At 57.6% G+C, this 15,875-nt stretch carries 12 protein-coding genes, 1 tRNA gene and 2 pseudogenes; 5 read left to right on the top strand and 10 right to left on the bottom strand.

What is annotated here, in order from left to right; translation table 11 throughout:
• The first annotated feature begins 373 nt into the window (after positions 1-373).
• Genes ACIPIN_RS09555 through ACIPIN_RS09535 form a run of 5 tightly spaced genes read left to right on the top strand, consistent with a single transcriptional unit; the run spans position 374 to position 5,431 of the window.
• The gene (locus ACIPIN_RS09555) at positions 374-1,852 is read left to right on the top strand and encodes a c-type cytochrome (RefSeq protein ID WP_401117804.1); all 1,479 of its coding nucleotides are present in this window, start codon (positions 374-376) and stop codon (positions 1,850-1,852) included.
• 43 nt (positions 1,853-1,895) lie between these two features.
• Positions 1,896-3,671, top strand: coding sequence for a cytochrome c oxidase subunit I (ctaD, locus tag ACIPIN_RS09550; RefSeq protein ID WP_401117802.1), 1,776 nt, complete (start codon positions 1,896-1,898; stop codon positions 3,669-3,671).
• A complete protein-coding gene (locus ACIPIN_RS09545; protein ID WP_401117800.1) occupies positions 3,668-4,360 on the top strand; it encodes a cytochrome c oxidase subunit 3 in 693 nt (230 codons plus the stop codon). The genes ctaD and ACIPIN_RS09545 overlap by 4 nt, the downstream gene beginning before the upstream one ends.
• Positions 4,361-4,366: 6 nt before the next feature.
• Positions 4,367-5,080 (top strand): heme-copper oxidase subunit III family protein, encoded by a 714-nt coding sequence (locus tag ACIPIN_RS09540; protein WP_401117798.1) that lies wholly within the window; start codon positions 4,367-4,369, stop codon positions 5,078-5,080.
• 33 nt (positions 5,081-5,113) lie between these two features.
• The gene (locus ACIPIN_RS09535; RefSeq protein ID WP_123428798.1) at positions 5,114-5,431 is read left to right on the top strand and encodes a cytochrome C oxidase subunit IV family protein; all 318 of its coding nucleotides are present in this window, start codon (positions 5,114-5,116) and stop codon (positions 5,429-5,431) included.
• A 45-nt stretch (positions 5,432-5,476) separates the two neighbouring features.
• On the opposite strand, the gene ACIPIN_RS09530 is transcribed toward ACIPIN_RS09535, so the two are convergent.
• The 10 genes and pseudogenes from ACIPIN_RS09530 to uca all read right to left on the bottom strand — a co-directional run bounded on the left by ACIPIN_RS09530 (position 5,477) and on the right by uca (position 15,866).
• The gene (locus ACIPIN_RS09530) at positions 5,477-6,037 is read right to left on the bottom strand and encodes a magnesium transporter (RefSeq protein ID WP_401117796.1); all 561 of its coding nucleotides are present in this window, start codon (positions 6,035-6,037) and stop codon (positions 5,477-5,479) included.
• A 362-nt stretch (positions 6,038-6,399) separates the two neighbouring features.
• Positions 6,400-6,669 (bottom strand): short-chain dehydrogenase, encoded by a 270-nt coding sequence (locus ACIPIN_RS09525; protein WP_401117794.1) that lies wholly within the window; start codon positions 6,667-6,669, stop codon positions 6,400-6,402.
• 401 nt (positions 6,670-7,070) lie between these two features.
• Positions 7,071-7,439, bottom strand: a pseudogene (locus ACIPIN_RS09520) (cell filamentation protein Fic); the annotation flags it as partial.
• 278 nt (positions 7,440-7,717) lie between these two features.
• A tRNA-Gly gene (locus tag ACIPIN_RS09515) sits at positions 7,718-7,791 on the bottom strand.
• 248 nt (positions 7,792-8,039) lie between these two features.
• On the bottom strand, positions 8,040-8,924 hold the full coding sequence (locus ACIPIN_RS09510) for an alpha/beta fold hydrolase (protein WP_401117792.1): 885 nt from the start codon (positions 8,922-8,924) through the stop codon (positions 8,040-8,042).
• A gap of 313 nt (positions 8,925-9,237) precedes the next feature.
• Positions 9,238-9,930: a pseudouridine synthase gene (locus ACIPIN_RS09505; RefSeq protein WP_401117790.1), complete on the bottom strand. Its 693-nt coding sequence runs from the start codon at positions 9,928-9,930 to the stop codon at positions 9,238-9,240.
• Positions 9,931-9,974: 44 nt separating this feature from the next.
• The gene (locus ACIPIN_RS09500) at positions 9,975-10,181 is read right to left on the bottom strand and encodes a cysteine-rich CWC family protein (RefSeq protein ID WP_401117788.1); all 207 of its coding nucleotides are present in this window, start codon (positions 10,179-10,181) and stop codon (positions 9,975-9,977) included.
• Positions 10,174-10,394 (bottom strand): annotated as a pseudogene (locus tag ACIPIN_RS09495) (GGDEF domain-containing protein); the annotation flags it as partial. The gene ACIPIN_RS09500 and the pseudogene ACIPIN_RS09495, both read right to left, overlap by 8 nt.
• 38 nt (positions 10,395-10,432) lie before the next feature.
• Positions 10,433-12,208 carry an allophanate hydrolase gene (atzF, locus tag ACIPIN_RS09490; protein WP_401117786.1) on the bottom strand — a complete coding sequence of 592 codons (1,776 nt, stop codon included), beginning with the start codon at positions 12,206-12,208 and terminating at the stop codon, positions 10,433-10,435.
• A 25-nt stretch (positions 12,209-12,233) separates the two neighbouring features.
• Positions 12,234-15,866: an urea carboxylase gene (gene uca / locus ACIPIN_RS09485; protein WP_401117784.1), complete on the bottom strand. Its 3,633-nt coding sequence runs from the start codon at positions 15,864-15,866 to the stop codon at positions 12,234-12,236.
• Positions 15,867-15,875: the final 9 nt, after the last annotated feature.

The raw sequence follows: 15,875 nt of genomic DNA, 5'->3' as shown, positions 1-15,875 counted from the left end.
GAAATTAAGTATAGCTGGCAACCGGGCCTTGCTTGAGGGAGGTCGGGCTCGACCCTAATCATTTTGACTGATCGGAAAAAAGTCGCTACGCCTAATTTAGTCCCGGGAGACGTTAGGCTGAATACCTACAGTTATAGATAGCGAACAGGTTTAAACAATTAACTTGATGTTGAAGTTGGAATATCCGGGTATCAGGTTCTTCAGGAAAAGCGCTCGTTCCGTTCCTGAACTATACTTCTTGCTGACTTTGCCATCAGGAGTGGTGGTACTTGTCGATCCTGCTGGAACGTCAGATTGATATTAATTTGACGATGCTGTTGAGTGGCGATGCTTTTGCGTAACCAGCGAGTAACAGGAACAGGATGAAGAGAAAATGGCACTGGCAATTATCTTGATTCTAATCGTTGTTGCCTCAGTGCTGTTCAACATACTAGCGCCTTGGCAGGCGACACCGGCAGCTTCCAACTGGGGGTCAATAGACACCACCCTGTTCATCACCCTGATCATTACCGGAATATTTTTCATCGCTGTCACGGTATTTATGGCGGTAGCCGTGATGCGTTATCGTCACAAGAAGGGGGCCAAGGCGGCCTATCAGCCAGAAAATAAAAAGTTGGAATTATGGTTAGTTATAGTTACCTCGGTAGGTATTGTCGGATTATTGGCGCCAGGTCTGGTTGTTTACAGTGATTTTGTCCGAGTACCGAAAAAAGCTTATGAACTTGAAGTGGTCGCCCAGCAGTGGCAGTGGGCCTTTCGTTTTCCCGGCCAGGACGGGAAGCTGGGCAGATCGGATATCAAGTTTGTTGATTCCACCAACCCCTTCGGCCTTGATCCCAATGATCCTGCCGGGCAGGACGATGTGCTTGTAATAAGCAGTGAAGTTCATCTTCCGGTCAATAAGCCGGTAAAGGTTTTACTGCGTTCTAAAGATGTGTTGCACAATTTCTATGTGCCGCAAATGCGCAGCAAGATGGACATGGTGCCAGGGATGGTGTCGTACTTTTGGTTTACACCGACTAAAATCGGGAAATATGAAGTCCTTTGCGCTGAATATTGTGGCGTAGGGCATTACAACATGCGCGGCCATATGATCGTGGACGAACAGGACGCTTTCGATCAATGGCTGAGCAGCCAACCGACTTTTGCGCAAACATTAACGGCAGCTGCCAAGCCCAGTCGGGACAGCGTGCTGGAAAAAGGCCGCCTGTTGGTCGAAAAGCACGGCTGCAGTGCCTGCCATAGCCAGGATGGCAGTGCCAGTCTCGGTCCGGGATGGAAGGGGTTGTACGGCCGCACCGAACAGCTTGCCGATGGCACCAGTGTGCTGGTCGATGAGGCCTACCTGAAAGCGGCGATCCTCGATCCGAAGGCGCGACGGGTGCAGGGCTACCCGCCGGTCATGGTGGCCTATACTCTCAATGAAGATGAACTGGGTGCTCTCGTCACCCTGATCAAATCACTGGGTACTGCGCGCCAAGGCGGCGAACTTTCTGCCGGCGAAGCGTCGAGCCCAGGTGACGACCTGGTGGCGCAGGGACAGCGGCTGGCCAAGTCGTTCGGCTGTCTGGCCTGCCACAGTGTCGATGGCAGTAAGGGCGTCGGCCCCAGCTGGCAGGGCCTGTACGGCAAGACAGAAACCTTTGCCGACGGTACGACGATAAAGGTCGATGAGGGCTATATCAAAGAAGCGGTTCTTAAGCCCAATTCCAGAATCATCAAGGGCTATGCACCCGTCATGCCGACCTTTGCACTGAGCGATAAGGAGTTGAATGCACTGATCGCTTTTATCAAATCCATGGCGAATGCCGACGCTGATGCGAGCAAGGCGGAGCCAGGAAAGCAGCCGTAAAGCAGCCAGAAGTACACCGAAACTTCAGCAGGAGGATGACGTGATGGCCTATGCGGAGCAAGCCGAAACGGAAGCACTGCACGAACCCGGAAGTTTCCTGACCAAATATATCTGGAGTCAGGACCACAAGGTCATAGCCATTCAATATTCCTTGACGGCCTTATTCGTGGGTCTTATAGCCCTAATGTTGTCCGACTTGATGCGCATGCAGATAGGCTTCCCCGGTAGTTTGGGGTTCATGGACGCCAGCACTTACTATCAGGCGATGACCATGCACGGCATGATCATGGTCATTTATTTGCTGACAGCCTTGTTTCTGGGTGGCTTCGGCAACTATCTGATCCCACTGATGGTGGGCGCCCGTGACATGGTCTTCCCCTATGTCAACATGCTGAGTTACTGGTTCTACCTGCTAGCGGTACTGGTGTTGCTCGCCAGTTTCTTTGTCCCTGGCGGCCCCACCGGTGCGGGCTGGACGCTCTATCCGCCACAGTCCATTACCAAGGGGACACCGGGGACCGATTGGGGCATCGTACTGATGCTCGTCTCGCTGGCGATTTTTATTGTCGCAGCCACCATGGGCGGGTTGAACTACGTCACCACGGTGTTGCAGGCGCGCACGCACGGCATGACATTGTTTCGCATGCCGCTCTCCGTATGGGGAATCTTCATGGCCTCGATTATGGCCTTGCTGGCCTTCCCGGCGTTGTTTGTCAGTGCGGTCATGATGCTGTTTGACAAACTGTTGGGCACCAGCTTCTTCATACCGGCGATCATCTCGCTGGGGCAGCAACTCAATCACCAAGGTGGCAGCCCAATATTATTCCAGCATCTATTCTGGTTCTTCGGTCACCCGGAAGTCTACATCGTTGCTCTTCCCGCGTTTGGTCTGGTCTCCGACTTGATCAGCACGCATGCGCGTAAAAGTATCTTCGGCTACCGAATGATGGTGTGGGCCATTATTGCGATTGGCGTACTCAGTTTTGTGGTCTGGGCGCACCATATGTATGTCAGCGGAATGAACCCGTACTTTGGCTTTTTCTTCGCCACCACTACCTTGATCATCGCGGTGCCGACCGCACTGAAAGTCTACAACTGGGTGCTGACCCTGTGGCGGGGCGACATCCATCTGACCGTGCCGATGCTGTTTGCCCTGGCCTTTATCGTCACCTTCCTGGTCGGCGGTCTGACCGGGTTGTTTCTCGGCAATGTGATTGTGGATATTCCGCTCGAGGACACCTATTTCGTCGTGGCCCATTTTCATATGGTCATGGGTGTCGCACCGGTACTGGTGGTGTTCGGCGGCATTTATCATTGGTTCCCGAAAGTAACCGGGCGCATGACGAACGACACCCTGGGCAAGCTGCATTTCTGGATTACCTTTCTGGGCACCTACGCCATCTTCTTCCCCATGCACTACCTGGGTTTCCAGGGCATGCCACGCCGCTATTACGCCTATGACAACTACGCGTTCATCCCGCAGTCGGCGCAAGACTTGAATGCCTTCATTACGGTGGTCGCATTGATCGTCGGCGTTTCCCAACTGCTGTTCCTGTTCAACCTGGCCTGGAGTGTATTTAAAGGCAAGCCCGCAGGCAGCAATCCCTGGGGCGCGGCCAGTCTGGAATGGCAAACGCCGAACACCCCGCCGATACACGGTAACTGGGGAGCGAAGCTGCCGGTCGTGCATCGCTGGGCCTATGACTACAGCGTGCCGGGAATAGAACAGGATTTCGTTCCGCAAACGGTCTCCGACGAGGAGCTGGAGCAGATGCGGCAACTCAGCGCCGGAACCAGGATAGCGGACGTTAAAACATGAACAGACTGCTATTGAGAAACGCCGACAGCGCTGACCCCGGCGGCAGTTGGAGTCGCGATCCTGAGGGTATTCAGGCCGCCGAGGGTGCCGATAGAATCCAAAACGCAAGAATAGGCCTGCGCTTGTTTCTGGCCGTGGTGAGCTCGTTATTCTTTCTCTTCCTGGTCGCCTTTATCGAGCGCTCACAGATGGCCGACTGGCTACCTCTGACAGAGCCCCTGGCGCCGTTAGCCAATCTATGGCAGCTATGGCTGAATTCGGCCTTTCTGGTATTCAGTTGCATTGCACTGCAGTGGTCGCGTATGGCCGCCCGACAGGCTCGACTGGACGCAACTGTCATCGGCTTTGCGTTGGGGGGCGTATTTGCAGTTGCCTTTCTGACGGGACAACTCTGGGTCTGGCAGCAGTTTGTCGCCTGGGGCTACTTTGTCGCCAGCAATCCGGCCAACAGTTTCTTCTATCTGTTGACCGGCCTGCATGGGTTCCACCTGCTGGGCGGGCTGATAGCCTGGAGCAGAACCGTCGCTAAATTCCTGCATCACGTGCCGTTGCCGCAACTCAGCGCCAGCGTAGAGCTCTGTGCCATCTATTGGCATTACTTGCTCGGTCTTTGGTTCGTGCTATTCGCTCTGCTGACCAGCACGCCGGCAACCTATGAAGCCATCGCCAGATTCTGCGGCCTGAGGTGAAAAGCCATGGCATCGCACCCACCAGCCCCAGTCGAGTCCAGTTCATCCAACCCACCCAGCTCGCCGCCTGCATCGGGATGGCAGGGCATCGCCAGCGACTGGTCCTCGGATAGAGAGGCTTTCAAGCAGGTCCCCTGGGGCAAGGCGATGATGTGGATATTCCTGCTCAGCGATACTTTTGTATTCACCTGCTTTTTAACCGGCTACATGTCGGTACGCATGACCATCACCAGCGCCTGGCCGAACCCCAGTGAAGTCTTCGCATTGACGATCGGCGGTAGAGAAATCCCACTTATTCTGATCGCCATCATGACCTTTGTGCTGATCAGTAGCAGTGGCACCATGGCCATGGCAGTTAATTACGCCTATCGCCGTGATCGCGCGAAAACCACAGCCCTGATGCTGGCGACCGCAGCCTTTGGTGTGACCTTCGTCAGCATGCAGGCATTTGAATGGAGCAAGCTCATCGCAGAAGGGGTGCGTCCCTGGGGGAACCCCATGGGGGCGGCGCAATTTGGTGCCAGCTTTTTCATGATTACCGGTTTTCACGGACTGCATGTGTCAGTCGGCGTCATCTACCTCAGCATTGTGGCGCTGAAAGTATTGCGCGGAGATTATGAGCGCTCCGGAAACTATCAAATCGTCGAGATAGCCGGGCTTTACTGGCACTTCGTAGACTTGGTGTGGGTGTTTATTTTTGCTTTCTTCTATTTATGGTAGATCGTGAACAGGTTCTGAAGAGGAGCACTGATGATGGCGCATGCTCAGGGTCAGCAACATCCAATCAGTTTGTACCTTAAAGTATGGGGGCTGTTATTCGTCCTCAGCACGCTGTCGTATCTTGTCGACTATTTTCACTTTCAGGGCTACGTCAGGTGGTTCCTGATTATCACGCTCATGTTGTTGAAGGCAGGTTTAATTGTCTCCATCTTCATGCATATGGCCTGGGAACGGTTGGCCATGGTCTACGCCATATTGGTGCCACCTTTATGTTTACTGGTGCTCGTCGGACTGATGGCCACCGAGGCAGACTATGTTTTCCTCAGCCGGGTCATTTTCTTCGGCCAATAAGTAACTTCCGGATGGCACTTCCGGATGGCCTCAAGCCTCCAGGGGCTAACCCGATATCACTCGCTTGAACTGATGCCATTTGTGCTGCCAGGCTACGGTCCAGTGGGGGGCTGCCGTTCCCGTGCCAGCACTCTTCAGCCTTGGATGATGTTCGATTACCCGGTCCAATACCGATTCCTGATCCGGCTCAACATCCACGAAGAAGATATGTTTGCCCTCGTCTACCACCTGTTTAAAATTGCGGAAGTGAGTGTTTGGCACCTGGATACCCAAAAAGCCGCCTTCCCAGATGCAGAAGCCCGCTATAACAATGGCAAGGAAGATAAAAGGCACCCATCCTGCGGCGGATTTGGTCCAGCCCAGCCAATAAGCGCCGCCAAGGACCAGCGCCGCGAGTGGCACACCGACCACCGCACCAATCTCGCCAGAGTGAACAGTATCTTGTTTCATTAACGAGTTAACTTCGTGGAGGTGATGCTCTTCAACATCAGCAACTTTTTCACTGAGCACATGAATTTGTTCGGTATTGATGCCGTTGGCTTCCAATTCATTTTCAACGGTTTCAAGATCGTCGAGATTGTCACTGATGTAATAGTGTCGATTCACGCTACACCTCCCGTCTCGTGTTTGCTGTAGACCTCTCCTGTCCTGCAGCCGTTAACTGAGATTTGCAGTCGGTATCTGTGCCCGTGGGGAACGTTGCACATTTCATGCAATTCGAAAGAAGTATAGCACTCGCTAGCATGCATGGTTTGCGGTGTCAAGATCTAGGGGCGGCGCCAGGGCCTGGCGCGCGCCGACGAATTCTGCATCGCGGCGGCGGCAGCAGATTCGCCCAACGAGGCCGAAAACAGGTCCTGAAATCGGCCAAACTCCAGTTTAGAACTGTCGGAAAACCGGGAGGGCTCAGCACGCTGCATGACATCCGCTTGAACACAAGGGGCGCCGAAACAGCGCCCCTTGTGACGTCAGGACGGTTCTGCATCCATACGTCGCGCAATGACATCCAGTACGTCGCAACCGTCGCGCAAAGGTATGCAGCAGAGCAATGCGAAGTCGCTGAGAATGACCGAGTCAGTGGTGATGTCACCCCGCATCGCGAGGTTTTCAAGAACCTGCGTCACGGCTCGGATTCTGTAGCTGGCCGTGCTGAGCAGTGAATGCAGCGGTTGAGTGGTGTTGACGAACAGGGAGGGTAGATCGTCGGCATTGCTGGTTAAGGCCATGTATTCATTCATGAGTAGAGCTCCATTGGGTAAAGAGGTCTACCACTCAACCGTCGCCAAACGAAATGGGTGGCAGCTGTACGCAGGTTGGCGAACCGGACAATGGACAACCCGGCAGACCCGAAGATCTCCCGCGCACAGCTACCAAAAAGCAGGCAGCTAAGTGCTTTAAAGCGATCCGAAAACCGATCGGAGGCTTTTGTACATTGGCATCGAGTCGCCAAACCCGAAGCGCCATTATGGCGCCGGCTCGACTATAGGCCTCGTTGCAAATGCACAGCAATGCGCAAGTGTACGGACAATTCCTAGCGTCGTGTAGGGCATTGCCTTTTCGGAAATTGGCTTCTTTGTGCCACCAGTAAATGGGTGGTCGACACTGAATTTGGCTGGCATTAATCCACCTCGCCGTAGAATCACTCTTCACCGCCCCCCATCTCACGATCCTCAAACGCAGAACGCACGGCCTCCACAACGCGTTCTGCCATGCGTTCATCTTCAAGCTGCGGGTACCCTTTCTTTAGCTTGCCGGACACCACCCAGCCGTTCTCCTTGATGGAGCGGATGATGCGGTTCGCATCCTGGTCTGGCATTTCCAGTACTTCTTTCAGCCGGTCCTGAGCTTGCTGAAAGATCACCAGTACTCTGGCTTCATCCGCCATCTCCTTTCGAATCGTGTGCTCGACGACACGTGCGGTGTACAGGACGTGTTCGGTCAGATCGAGATAGCGCCAGGCAAAGCACGCGTCTTCGTATTCATCGAAGATGAAGTTGCTGCGAGTCCCGTGCGAAAACGCTAATTTTCGTAGGTGTGAAAATGTTAACGCTTGATGAAATTTGATAATAAATCCGTGTTTTTAGAAAAAAACGCTAACAGACTTCAGGGTAGTCGCTAACGCCCCGAGAGCACTTACTCATCGATCAGCGGACAACGGACGAAAGTGGGGGGATGCCTCAGAGCTCGATTCCACCAAACCCCAGATACGAAAAAACCGGCCATCAAGGCCGGTTTTTTCTTTACCTGCATCCCCCGTCAAAAAATGACGTGAGACTGAAATCTGATTGGAGCGGGTGAAGGGAATCGAACCCTCGTTATCAGCTTGGGAAGCTGGAGTAATGCCATTATACGACACCCGCTCAGAGCGGCTGACTTTGTACCAGATGTGGCCGGGGATTTGAAGTTTTTCTTTGGCGGATCTGTGTTTACGTGGGTTTTTGCAGGTTTGGACGGGCAAGGGCATGCCTCGTCGGCAGCTGGGTTCAGCGCGGGCGATGGCGGAGGTACACAGGGTTTGAAACTGTGTTGCGGTCTGTCGCGGGCAAGCCTCGTTCCTATAGGTAATGTGTGTACCTAGGAAGACGAGGTTGCTCGCGAGGACGCTGTTTCAAATGGCCAATGCATGTTGGTCCTGGACGTAGTGGTAACGCGGTCGGCTTTCGTGTTGCGCCGGTTTCAGGAAGCCCAGCAGTGCATTGCGGCTGTCTCGGCAGGCGGCTTTGTGTTCCATGTCGAGAAAGTGGCCGGTGGCCTGCAGGGTGCTGAAGGTGGCGTGCTGCACGTGGTTGGCGAACAGTCGGGCGCCGTCGACGGCGGTGTACTCGTCCCATTCGCCGTTCATGAACAGCACCGGCACGTCGATTTTCTCCGCGGCGCTCAGAAAGCATTGGCGATCGCTGTTGAGCAGATCGCTGATGTGGAAGTGCATCTGCCCGTATTCATGCTCGGCCAGGCTGCTGACGTGACGATAATTGAAGCGCTTGAACAGCGTCGGCAGGTGCTTGCCGATGGTGCTGTTCACCAGTGTGCCGACCCGATCACCGTCCCGGCTACCGAGGTAATTGACACCGCGTTCAAGGTAATCGCGCATGTGCTCATTGATCTCCGGAGAGAACGAGCTGATCACAGCTTTTTCGATGCGCCGTGGCCGATGGGCCAGGGCGACCAGGGTTGCGGCACCGCCCCAGGAAAACGACAGCACGTGTTCGGCGGCGAAATGGTCGATCAGCTCAAGAAGGATCAGCCCTTCGACTTCCTTGGTGAGCATTTTCTCGTGCCGATTGTGGGCTTTTGACTTGCCCGCGTAGGGCTGGTCGTACAGCACCACATTGAATTGCGGGTGCAGGTTTTTCACGGTTTGTGCAAACGATGCAGTGGTGGCCATCGAGCCGTTGACCAGAATGATGGTCTTCTCTGCGGCGTCTGCGCGATAGAACTCCGTGTAAACCCGGTACTGACCTTGTATATCCAGCACAGCGATTTCTGGCCTCATGTCATAAGACTCCTGGCAAGCGGGTATGCGCGCAATGAGATTGCACGAGCTTTGTGACAGGTAGGCATACGCCTGGAATTTTTTGAGCCCATGTCGATCCGGTGAAGGCTGGTCGACGGGTATTGTTATTGGCGGGCAGTCTGTCGGGAGAGGTGAAATCTGCGAGGCTCTCTGCCGACAAAAAGTTTCTTAGAAGTATGTTGTGACTCGTCGGTCACATTTGGGCCGACGTCCTGATTCAAGCAGGGGAGGGGCGATCGCGCAAGTGCCGATAGTAAATTGTTCGACAACTTCTGCTCAGCGGTCGCTTGCTTCAGATCAGCTGGATTTCTTTGTCGCTGAGTGGGCGGTATTCGCCCGGTCTCAATGCTTCATCGAGCTCCAGTGGCCCCATTCGCTCACGGTGCAGGCGCAAGACCTTGTTATCGAAGTGGCCGAACATCCGTTTCACCTGGTGATAACGGCCCTCGACGATGCTCAACCGCGCACATTTTTCGCCTAGCACAACCAGTTCGGCGGGCTGGGTGGTGAGGTCTTCAAAGGCGAAGTACAGGCCTTGGGCGAAGGTCTGTGCGTATTCATCGGTGATGGGTTGTTCGGTCTCGACGTAGTAGACCTTCGGCAGTTTGGTCTGCGGTTGGGTCAGGCGCCGCGACCAGGAACCGTCGTTGGTGATCAGCATCAGCCCGGTGGTGTTGAAGTCCAGTCGCCCGGCGATATGCAGGTCGTCCTTGTCGGGTTCAAGGATCAGGTCGAGGACGGTCAGGTGTTCCGGGTCGCGGGTGGCGCTGACGCAGCCTGGTGGTTTGTGCAGCATGAAGTAACGCGGTGGTTTGCCGGCTTGCAGCACTTCATCGTCGCACTCGACACGGCTGAACTCGCGCACTTCGAAGTGCGGGTCACTGACGATCTGCCCGTCGACCTTGATCCGCCGTTCGACCAACAGCATACGCACCTGTTTACGGTTGTAGCGGGGCAGGTTGCTGAGGAAACGGTCAACGCGCATGACGGTCGGCAGATTGGGAAAGGGCGCGCATCTTACTCGATAGGCTAGCAGGCTGCTTGCAGCTGCGACTCGACCTGAGCACAGCGCGGGCACAGGCACGACTGGTCGCGCAGTTCGGCGGGCAGCGCCAGAAGCACCGCCGGGTCGATGCTTACGCCATAGCACCAGCAGGCCTGGTCGGCGGTTCGCGGGTCGGCCAGGCTGCAATCGTTGCGGGTGCCACAGGCCGGGCACAAGTCAGGTTTATTCATGGTTGGAGTGAGTCATTTGCGTACAGGTTCGGTTACGGCCGGTTGGTTTGGCACGGTACATCGCCTGGTCGGCGCGTGACAGCAGGCTGTGCAGGGCGTGACGGTAACCTGTAGCTCATGTCCTTCATAGATATAGCGCTGCCGCTCGATCAATTGACGAACTTTCTCGGCGATTTTCTGACCGTTGGTAGTGTCGATGTCCTTGAGCCGCACTCGTCCCCCCAACAGCTACGAGTGCGGTATGCGCTTGATCAGTGGCTTTGCAGATACCGCCGCCAGCCGCCCAGATGGCTGATATCCGTCGCCCCCTCCAACCCATACGGCTCGCAGATAAACCCGCTCTCCCAGCGACCGTCCGCCAGTTGCACCTTGCCCAGACCCAATGGGGCAGGTATCCCGGTCAGAAACGAGCCCAGCTCGCTGCTCGGCAACTCCCAGACTTCCACCGCAATCGCCACGCCGCCTTCGCTTACCCGCAGCATGCCGGGGCGCAACGGTGGGCCGCCGGCCAGGGCGTAGAGCCGGTAATCCGTCGAGCTGTGGGTGGTTTCAATCAGCCGTCCACCGCGCTGCTTGAGTTGCCCGTTCAACGCCAGGCCGTCCAGGTGCGCGCCACATACCACCAGCCGCGCCCGATCATTTCGCGCCGGGTTGATCGGGGCTGTCGAGGTCGAACCCTGTTGCCGTTGCAACCCATCCGCCAGACTCAGCAGATATTGATCGGTGAACACCCGGCCGAACAACGTCACGCCCCACGGCAAACCATTGCCCATGAAGCCGCTGGGCACCGCGACTGCCGCGTAATCGAGCAGGTTCATGAAGTTGGTGTAGTAGCCGAGTTCGGAGTTGCGCAGCACGGGTTCAGCGTACAGTTCAGCGAGGGTCACCGGGCGGCCGATGGTGGGTGTGAGCACGCAATCGACGTCGGCCAAGGCTTTGTCGCAAAGTGCTTTCAAGGTTTGCAGGCGGTAGTGCGCGCGGAAGGTTTGCACCCCATCCACCGTGGGTGCTTTGGCCAGCACCGCACGAATCACCGGCAACACGGCTTCGGGATGTTGCTCCAGCAATTCACCGGCGACGCTGTAGCGCTCGGCGACCCACGGCCCTTCATAGAGCAAGCGCGCCGCGTCGAGGAATGGCGATAGATCGAACTCCACCGCTTCGCCGCCCAACGCCTTGAGCTGATTGATGGCGTCGCCGAACAGCCGCGGACCTTCGGCACAGCCAAAAAACTCCAGGTCCCGAGCGCGTGGTACGCCGAAGCGAAACGGCCGCACGGCACCGAACGCCGAGCCGTCGTTCCACAATGGATTACTGCGGCTGTACTCGTCACGCGGATCGAGTTTTGCAGTCAGCGCCAGTAGTTGGCTGGCTTCACCGGCGGTGGCGGTGAAAGTCGTGACGCAGTCCAGCGTGCGACAGGCCGGAACCACACCTGTCGTGGAAATCAGGCCTTTGCTGGCCTTCAAACCGACCAGGTTGTTCAACGCCGCCGGTACGCGCCCGGAACCGGCGGTGTCGGTGCCCAGAGCAAAGCTTGCTACGCCCAATGCCACGGCCAAGGACGAGCCTGCGCTGGAACCACCTGACGGGTACTCCGGCAACACGCTGTTAGGGCAAGCGCCATAGGGCGAGCGACTGCCGTTGAGGCCGGTGGCGAATTGGTCGAGGTTGGTCTTGCCCAATGGAATGGCGCCGAGGGCCAGCAACTGCTCGACGATGGTCGCCGAACGCTCGGGCACATAGGCAAACGCCGGGCACGCCGCCGTGGTGGGAATGCCCGCCAGATCGATGTTGTCCTTGATCGCGAACGGCACGCCGTATAGCGGCAGGCTGTCGATGTCGCGGCCGTCCAGCGCGGCGAGGTAGGGCTCCAGTTCCGCGACGCTGAGCAGGTGAATGAACAGGTGATAGTCGGGGTTCAGCGCGGCGGCTTTTTCTCGCAGGCCTAGCAGCAGTTGCCGAGGTGTTGTGCTGCCGGCACGGTAAGTGGCGCGCAGAGCGTCGAGTTGCAGAGTGATGTTCATGGCTCAAATCCTTGTTTGAATGAATTCAGTCGAGTTCCAGCACCACGACCCGCTGCCCGGCGCGCACCGCCGAACCGGGTTGCACACGGATTTCCCGGACCACACCGGCGATAGGCGCGAGCAGCGGGATTTCCATCTTCATCGACTCCAGAATCACCAGCACATCACCGGCGGCGACACGGCTGCCGGTCTGCACCTGAACCTGCCAGAGGTTGCCGGCGATGTGGCTGTCGACGCTCTGTTGGCCGTCTTCCAGGAACGCGTCTTCGGCCGGTTCCGAAACCGCTTCTTCGCTGTCGAAGTGTGCCTGGCCGCTGGCGATCCAGCGTTCGCGTTCGGCGTTGAAAGCGCCTTGTTGCTGTTTGCGGAACGCCGCGATGCTCTCGGCTTCTTGAGCAAGGAAGGTCTGGTAGTCGGCGAGGTTCAGTTGGCTGTGTTCGATGTTCAGTTCGAAGCGACCCAGCGGGAAGTCGCGGCGAATGCGCAGCAACTCATCGGCGCTGACCGGGTAGAAACGGATCTGGTCGAAGAAGCGCAACAGCCAGGGTTTGCCGTCGAACGCCGCGACGTCGCGATAGCGGTTCCACATCTGCAACGTGCGCCCGACGAACTGGTAACCGCCAGGGCCTTCCATGCCGTACACGCACAGGTAGGCGCCACCGATGCCCACCGAGTTTTCGGCAGTCCAGGTCCGCGCCGGGTTGTACTTGGTGGTCACCAGGCGATGTCGTGGGTCGAGCGGGGTGGCGACCGGCGCACCGAGGTAAACGTCACCCAGCCCCATCACCAGATAGCTGGCATCGAACACCGTGCGCTGCACTTCATCGAGGTTGGGCAGGTCGTTGATGCGCCGGATGAACTCCAGATTGCTCGGGCACCACGGTGCATCCTTGCGCACGGTGGTCATGTATTTTTCGATCGCCAACTGGCACGCCGGGTCGTCCCAGGACAGCGGCAAGTGGACGATGCGCGACGGCACTTGCAGGTCTTTGGCGGCGCACACAGCGTCCCATTCTCCGGCGACGATACCCAGCAGATCGGCCAGCGGCAGTAGCTCGGGCTGGTAATGCACTTGCAAGGAACGGATGCCCGGCGTCAGGTCGATCACCCCGTGCAAGGCTTTGGCTTCGAGCGCTTGCATCAAGGCGTGAGCGCGAAAACGCAGCACCAGATCCAACTCGGGAGCGCCGATTTCCAGCAGCAAATGCGTGTCGCCAGACAATCTCGCTACCAGACGCGTGTCGTCCTGGCCGATATCCAGTATCACAGGCGATCCAATCCCCTGTGGGAGCGGGCTTGCTCGCGAAGGGGCCAGATCAGACACCGCATCAACTTCTTCGCAGGCAAGCCAGCTCCCACAGGAATCCCATTTCAGGGCAAGTTTGCGGGCATCTACAAGATCGACCGGCAGGAACTGCACCTTGTCGCCAGCCTTGAGCTGACCGAGCTGCCACAGATCGGCCTCGATCACCGTCACCGGGCAGACGAAGCCACCCAGGCTTGGACCGTCAGGGCCGAGGATCACCGGCATGTCGCCGGTAAAGTCCACCGCGCCAATGGCATAAGGGTTGTCGTGAATGTTCGATGGGTGCAAACCCGCCTCACCGCCGTCTGCTCGAACCCACTCTGGTTTAGGGCCGATCAGCCGAACACCGGTCCGGCTGGAATTGAAGTGGACTTCCCATTGAGTGGCGAAGAAGGTCTCGATGTAGCGTTCGGTGAAATATTCCGGTGCGCCGTGAGGGCCGTAGATCACCCGAATCTGCCGCACTTTTGGCAGCTCCAACACCTGCTCGGCGGGCAGGGTTTGCCCAGCGCTGTCGTCCCTTAACGGGGCCAGGTGCAACACGTCGCCGGCGCGCAAGGCGCGACCGCCATGACCACCAAACTGGCCAAGGGTGAAGGTGCTTTTGCTGCCCAGATAGTCCGGCACTTGCAGACCGCCACGCAGGCACAGGTAGCTACGTACACCGGCGCCGGCCATCGTGCCGAGGCTCAGGGTCGCACCGGCCGGGATCAACAACGTAGTGTTCATCGGCACCGGTTGGCCGTTCAACGTGAGTGGAATCACCGCACCGGTCACCGCCACCACCGCCGCGCAATTGAACCGCAGCAGCGGCCCGCTCATGGTGATTTCCAGCGCCGCCGCACCTTCGTCATTGCCCAGCAGACGATTGCCCAAACGCAACGCACGGCTGTCCATCGGCCCCGACGGCGGCACGCCGACCGCCCAGTAACCGAGGCGGCCTGGGTAATCCTGAACACTGGTTTGTGTGCCGGCACTGAGCACGTCAAAGGTGTTGGTTTGATAGACCAATCCTTCCAGGCAACGGGTCCACGGCTGGCCGCTGGCGAACGGTGCATCGAGTAAAATTTGCCGCAGGTAGTCGCGGTTGGTTTCGACGCCGTACAACAGGCTGTCGCCGAGTGCTTGATGCAGATCGGTGCAGGCCTCTTCGCGGCCAGGCGCCCAACTGATGAGCTTGGCGATCATTGGGTCGAAGTACGGCGGGATCTCGCAACCGGCCTCGACCCAGGTGTCGATGCGCAGCTGTTTACCGTCGGCGGCGGGGAAGTTCACCGCAGTCAAAAGCCCGGGGCTCGGCTGAAAGTCCCGACCCGGATCCTCGGCATACAACCGCGCCTGAATCGCGTGACCGCAAGGTTTCAGACCTTGGATCAACTCGCTCAAGGGCGGCAGATCACCGGCCGCCAGTTGCACCATCCAGCGCACCAGATCGACACCCCAGACCTGCTCGGTGACACCGTGCTCCACTTGCAAGCGGGTGTTCACTTCAAGGAAGTAGAAGCGCTGGGCTTCGCTGTCGAAGACGAATTCCACAGTGCCGGCGCTGCGGTAATTTACCGCTTTCGCCAGTTTGATCGCCGCCACGCACAGCTCATCGGCCATGCCGTCGGGCAGATTCGGTGCCGGGGTTTCTTCGAGGACTTTCTGATTGCGCCGCTGTACCGAGCAGTCGCGTACACCGAGGGCGATCACCTCGCCCTGGCCATCGCCGAACACCTGCACTTCGAGGTGGCGAGCGCGCTGGATATACTTCTCGATGAACACCCCGGCGTCGCTGAAGTTGTTCTGCCCCAGACGTTTTACCGCCTCGAAGGATTCGCTCAACTCATCGGCACTGTGGCATACGCGCATGCCGATACCACCCCCGCCGGCGGTACTTTTGAGCATCACCGGGTAGCCGACCTGTTCACCGGCGACGAGCGCAGCGTCGAGGCTGTCGAGCAGTTCGGTGCCTTCGAGCATCGGCACGCCGTGCTGTTTGGCCAGGGCTCGGGCGGTGTGTTTGAGGCCGAACACTCGCAGCTGCTCGGGTGTCGGGCCGACGAAGGCAATTGCGGCGGCTTCGCAGGCTTCGGCGAACGCAGCGTTCTCCGAGAGAAACCCATAGCCGGGATGAATCGCCGTGGCGCCGCTGGTTTTGGCGATAGCGAGGATTTTTTCCACGGCCAGATAAGTGCCGGATGCCGCACCTTCGCCCAGGCTATGGGCCTCATCAGCATGCAGAATATGCAAGCTGGCGGCGTCGGCCTCGGAGTACACGGCAACGCCCTTGACCTGCAATTCGCGCAGGGTCCGCAGAATGCGACAGGCAATGGCGCCACGGTTGGCGATCAAGAGTTTTTCGAACATGGCATAACC

It is taken from the genome of Pseudomonas sp. NPDC087697, from assembly GCF_044743155.1.
Lineage (GTDB): Bacteria > Pseudomonadota > Gammaproteobacteria > Pseudomonadales > Pseudomonadaceae > Aquipseudomonas.
The sequence above is the reverse complement of the archived record's forward strand: the minus strand, read 5'-3'. Positions and strand labels throughout refer to the sequence as shown.